The 2,908-nt window shown below is 29.5% G+C and carries 5 protein-coding genes; 2 read left to right on the top strand and 3 right to left on the bottom strand.

What is annotated here, in order from left to right:
- A partial coding sequence (locus AABM47_RS04120) for a sialidase family protein (RefSeq protein WP_338409661.1) occupies positions 1-857 on the top strand: 857 nt, incomplete at its 5' end.
- 62 nt (positions 858-919) lie between these two features.
- Here the strand turns inward: AABM47_RS04120 and AABM47_RS04125 are convergent.
- Genes AABM47_RS04125 through AABM47_RS04135 form a run of 3 tightly spaced genes read right to left on the bottom strand, consistent with a single transcriptional unit; the run spans position 920 to position 2,609 of the window.
- Positions 920-1,489, bottom strand: coding sequence for a YceI family protein (locus tag AABM47_RS04125; protein WP_338409662.1), 570 nt, complete (start codon positions 1,487-1,489; stop codon positions 920-922).
- Positions 1,490-1,513: 24 nt separating this feature from the next.
- Positions 1,514-2,149: an NAD(P)H-dependent oxidoreductase gene (locus AABM47_RS04130; protein WP_338409663.1), complete on the bottom strand. Its 636-nt coding sequence runs from the start codon at positions 2,147-2,149 to the stop codon at positions 1,514-1,516.
- A 4-nt stretch (positions 2,150-2,153) separates the two neighbouring features.
- Positions 2,154-2,609 carry a MarR family transcriptional regulator gene (locus tag AABM47_RS04135; protein ID WP_338409664.1) on the bottom strand — a complete coding sequence of 152 codons (456 nt, stop codon included), beginning with the start codon at positions 2,607-2,609 and terminating at the stop codon, positions 2,154-2,156.
- A gap of 129 nt (positions 2,610-2,738) precedes the next feature.
- Between AABM47_RS04135 and AABM47_RS04140 the strand changes: the two genes are divergently transcribed.
- Positions 2,739-2,908, top strand: a 170-nt coding sequence (locus tag AABM47_RS04140; protein WP_338409665.1) for a rhodanese-like domain-containing protein, incomplete at its 3' end; no start/stop codon positions are given.

Raw genomic sequence — 2,908 nt, forward strand, 5'->3', positions numbered from 1 at the left:
ATTTAAAAACAAATGAAATTACTAAATATACTATTTCATCGGATACTGTTGTAAATGAATTGCGAAGTATTGCTCAAACAAACGAATATATTTTTTTATTACCCGTTGCAAGTCCAGCACATATTTATAAAATTTCAAAGAAAGACAACAGGCAACAAATTGTTTATACTGAACTAAATGAAAAGGTATTTTATGACAGCATGCATTTTAAAGATGAGTTAAACGGAATGGCAATGGGTGACCCTACGAGTGATTGTTTGTCTGTTATTAAAACTACAGATGGAGGAAATAAATGGATAAAATTAACATGTGATAATTTACCAAAAGTTGAGCTAGGTGAAGCTGCTTTTGCTGCAAGTAATTCTAATTTAATTTATACTAATTCAAAAATTTTCATGGTTTCTGGTGGCATTAAATCAAGAGTTTTTGTGAGTGGCGATTTTGGACTTAGTTGGCAAGTTTATAATACACCACTAATTCAAGGTGAAGCGATGACAGGAATTTTTACGGCAGATTTTTACAACGACACTATCGGTTTTGTTTCGGGGGGAAATTATGAAAAACCAAATAATAATACCTTTAATAAAGCCATTACTTTTGATGGTGGAAAAACCTGGAAATTGGTTTCAAATGGACTTGGTTTTGGCTACGCGTCTTGTGTTCAATTTATTCCTAACAGCAAGGGAAAATCACTCGTTTCTGTAGGATCCTCTGGGATTCAGCTTTCAAATGATTTTGGAAATTATTGGATGAAGTTAAACAGTGACAATGATTTGTATACCCTTCGTTTTTTAGATAGTACAACCGCATTTGCAGCAGGAAAAAATAAAATAGTTAAACTTGTTTTTTCAAATTAAATAAAAAAAAGGCTATTTATGGGTACATAAATAGCCTTTTTTTTTAAGAATTAGTTTTAAATTTATTTAAAAAAAAGCACAACATTTAAAGTAAAATCATCACTAATAGCTTTGTCTCCTAAACCATCAAAAATACTTCCTGATCCATATTCAATTCCGTATTTTGTTCGGTCAATAATTACAACTGCAGTTGCAGTTTTGTCTTTAATACTAAGGTCAAAAACAACTTCATTAGTTTTGTCTTTTATTGTTAATGCCGCATAAACAGTATAGGTTCCATTTTCTTTAGCAGCTATCTTTTTAAAAACTAACTTTGAAGTTTCGTATTTGTCAGTACCAAAAAAATCTTCGGCTTTTAAATGACCTTCTAATTTGCCTTTCATACCGCCTTCTAAATCAGTAACTGCTATTGAAGTCATGTCTACTGTAAAGTTTCCACCAACTAATTTTTTTTCTTCAAGTATTAAAGCTCCGTCTTTTAAATTTATAGTACCTTCATGTTTCCCAGTTACTTTTTTTCCAACCCAATTGATGGTGCTTTTAGTAAGGTCTATTTTTGAAGTTGTTTGAGCAGTTGTTGAAACGGTTACTAAGGTAACTAGTGATAATGCGATTGATTTTAAATTTTTCATTTTTTTATTATTAGGGTTTTTGGATTATATAGTTATAAATAATTTATCTATTGGTTTTCTTACTTTTGGATAATGTTGTGTATTATCTTCTTCATGTCTGTAGCCTATAGGCGCAACTAATACTGCATTTAAACCTAATGCGTTTAAACCTAAAATTTCATTATATTTTTCAGCATCAAAGCCTTCCATAGGTGTTACGTCAATTTTTAATTCGGCAGCTGCATTTATAAGATTGCCTAAGGCTAAATATGTTTGTTTTGCAGTCCAAATTGTTTTTTGTTCAACCGATAAGCCATTTACAATATTCGTATTCATCATATCGGCATATCCTTTTAAATCGTCAATTTTTAATCCTCTTGTAAGTGCAAAATGTGTTAAATAATCAGTAATGTGATTTTCTTGCAAATCCACAACATTTACAAAAACAAACAGGTGCGAAGCATCTACAATTTGAGATTGTCCCCACGAAAAAGGTTTTAACTGAGCTCTAATCTCTGGGTTTTCAATGATTAACACTTTGTAAGGTTGAAGGCCGTATGAAGAAGTGCTCAATTGAACGGCTTCTTTTAGTACTCCTAAGTCTTCGGTTGAAATTTTTTTTGTTGCATCAAACTTCTTTGTTGCATAACGCCATAATTGGTTTTCTAAAAATGTACTCATAGGTTTATAAAGATCTAAATTTTTCTAACAATTCGTTTAAAATATGTAATTCTGATTCTGTTAAATTTTGTGTAAATTGTTTTTCATTGGCAATAACTAAAGGTTCTAATTCTAATAATAATTCTAAACCTTTTGAAGTTATTAAAACTTCTATTTTTCGACGATTTTGAAGACATGTTTTTCGGCTAACTAATTTTTTATTTAATAACTTATCAACCAATCGGGTTGTATTACTTGTTTTTGCAATCATTCGTTCTTGAATCATACCCATGTTTACCGCATTTCCTTTCTGACCCCGTAAAATGCGCAAAACATTAAATTGTTCTGTTGATAATTCAAATGGTTTTAAAATTTCATTAAACTTTTCAACTAAAACATTTTGCGAATACATTATATTTAATAATGTTTTCTTTTGAATGTCTAAAGTAAAATTAGATTTTATGATTTCTTCAATTTTCAAAATACGACTACTTTATTTGTATATACAAATGTATGTATTAAAGAGACTATATCCACTAATCTTTAGATAATCTTTTGTTAAAGTTTTAAAATTCTATTTTTGGACGTAACTTTGAAAAAAAAAGTTGATATGGATTTAGATAAAAAAAAGTGGTGGATTAATTTTTTAGCAGATGAAAATGCATCCGTTATTGATGTTCGAACTGATGATGAGTTTGAAGCTGGAAAAATACCAGGGGCAATAAATTTAGATATTTATAAAGGTCAAGGTTTTTTATATATGCTTGAAGAATTAGATAA

The sequence above is a fragment of the uncultured Flavobacterium sp. genome, from assembly GCF_963925415.1.
In the GTDB taxonomy this organism is placed as follows: Bacteria; Bacteroidota; Bacteroidia; order Flavobacteriales; family Flavobacteriaceae; genus Flavobacterium.

What these genes read in the sequence shown, in the direction of transcription:
- AABM47_RS04125 (WP_338409662.1), bottom strand. Translation starts at nt 1,489, where the DNA reads ATGAAAAATTTAAAATCAATCGCATTATCACTAGTTACCTTAGTAACC.
- AABM47_RS04130 (WP_338409663.1), bottom strand. Translation starts at nt 2,149, where the DNA reads ATGAGTACATTTTTAGAAAACCAATTATGGCGTTATGCAACAAAGAAG.